The sequence below is a fragment of the Microbacterium sp. HSID17254 genome, assembly GCF_003989315.1.
Classification (GTDB): Bacteria; Actinomycetota; Actinomycetes; order Actinomycetales; family Microbacteriaceae; genus Microbacterium.
Window position 1 is genome coordinate 1 of the sequence record NZ_RBLT01000128.1, and the last position, 979, is coordinate 979.

The 979-nt window shown below is 71.2% G+C and carries 1 protein-coding gene; it reads right to left on the reverse strand.

The features are described 5' to 3' along the window. Positions 1 to 979 (reverse strand): acyl-CoA carboxylase subunit beta (locus D8M34_RS18090; protein WP_342343187.1); only part of this gene is annotated, 979 nt, incomplete at both ends.

A 979-nucleotide genomic window follows, 5' to 3' on the forward strand; every position in this document is an offset into this window, starting at 1 on the left:
ACGCCCAGCCGGTGACGAGGCTGGTGCCCCACAACGCCTTGTACTCGCCGAACCGGGATCCGTCGACGACCCTGGCGATGACCTCGCGGGGGTCGAACGGCACCTTGATGTCCGACGGCGCGATGCCCAGCAGCCCGTCGGGGTCGTAGAGCGGCTCGTCGGCCGGGAGGGTGGGGCCGGGGCCGAGCTTGTGCCAGTTGAGCTCGGAGACGATCTGCCGCCCGATCCGGACGGCGTCCCGCTCGTCGACGGCGAAGTGGTCGCAGAGGCCGGAGACCCTGGCGTGCATGGCCGCGCCGCCGAGGTCCTCGTCGTCGGCGTCCGCGCCGGTGGCCATCTTGACCAGCGGCGGGCCACCGAGGAACACCTTCGCCTGCTGGTCGACCATGACCGCGGAGTCGCACATGCCGGGCACGGAGGCGCCGCCCGCGGTGGAGTTGCCGAAGACCAGCGCGATCGTCGGGATCGCCATCGAGGACAGCTCGGTCAGGTCGTGGAAGATCTTGCCCGCGTGCACGAACAGCTCGGACTGGGTCGGCAGGTCGGCCCCGCCGGACTCCACGAGGTTGATCGTGGGCAGCCGGTTGGTCCGGGCGATCTCGAGGGCGCGCAGCGTCTTCCTGAGCGAGTACGGGTTCATCGCCCCGCCGCGGACCGTGGGGTCGTGGGCGATGATCATGCACTCGACGCCGGAGACGACGCCGATCCCGGTCACGATGGAGGCGCCCACGGAGAACTGGGTGCCCCAGGCGGCGAGCGAGGACAGCTCGAGGAACGAGGCGTCCCGGTCGAGGAGCAGCTCGATGCGCTCGCGCACGAGGAGCCGGCCGCGGTCGCGGTGACGCTGCTGGTAACGCTCGCCGCCTCCGGCGATGGCGGCCCGGATCTGCTCGTCGAGCTCGGTCAGCACCTGCTCGGAGTGCGTGCGGTTGGCGAGGTAGACCTCGTCGCGGGTGTTCAGCGCTGAGCGCAGGACGGT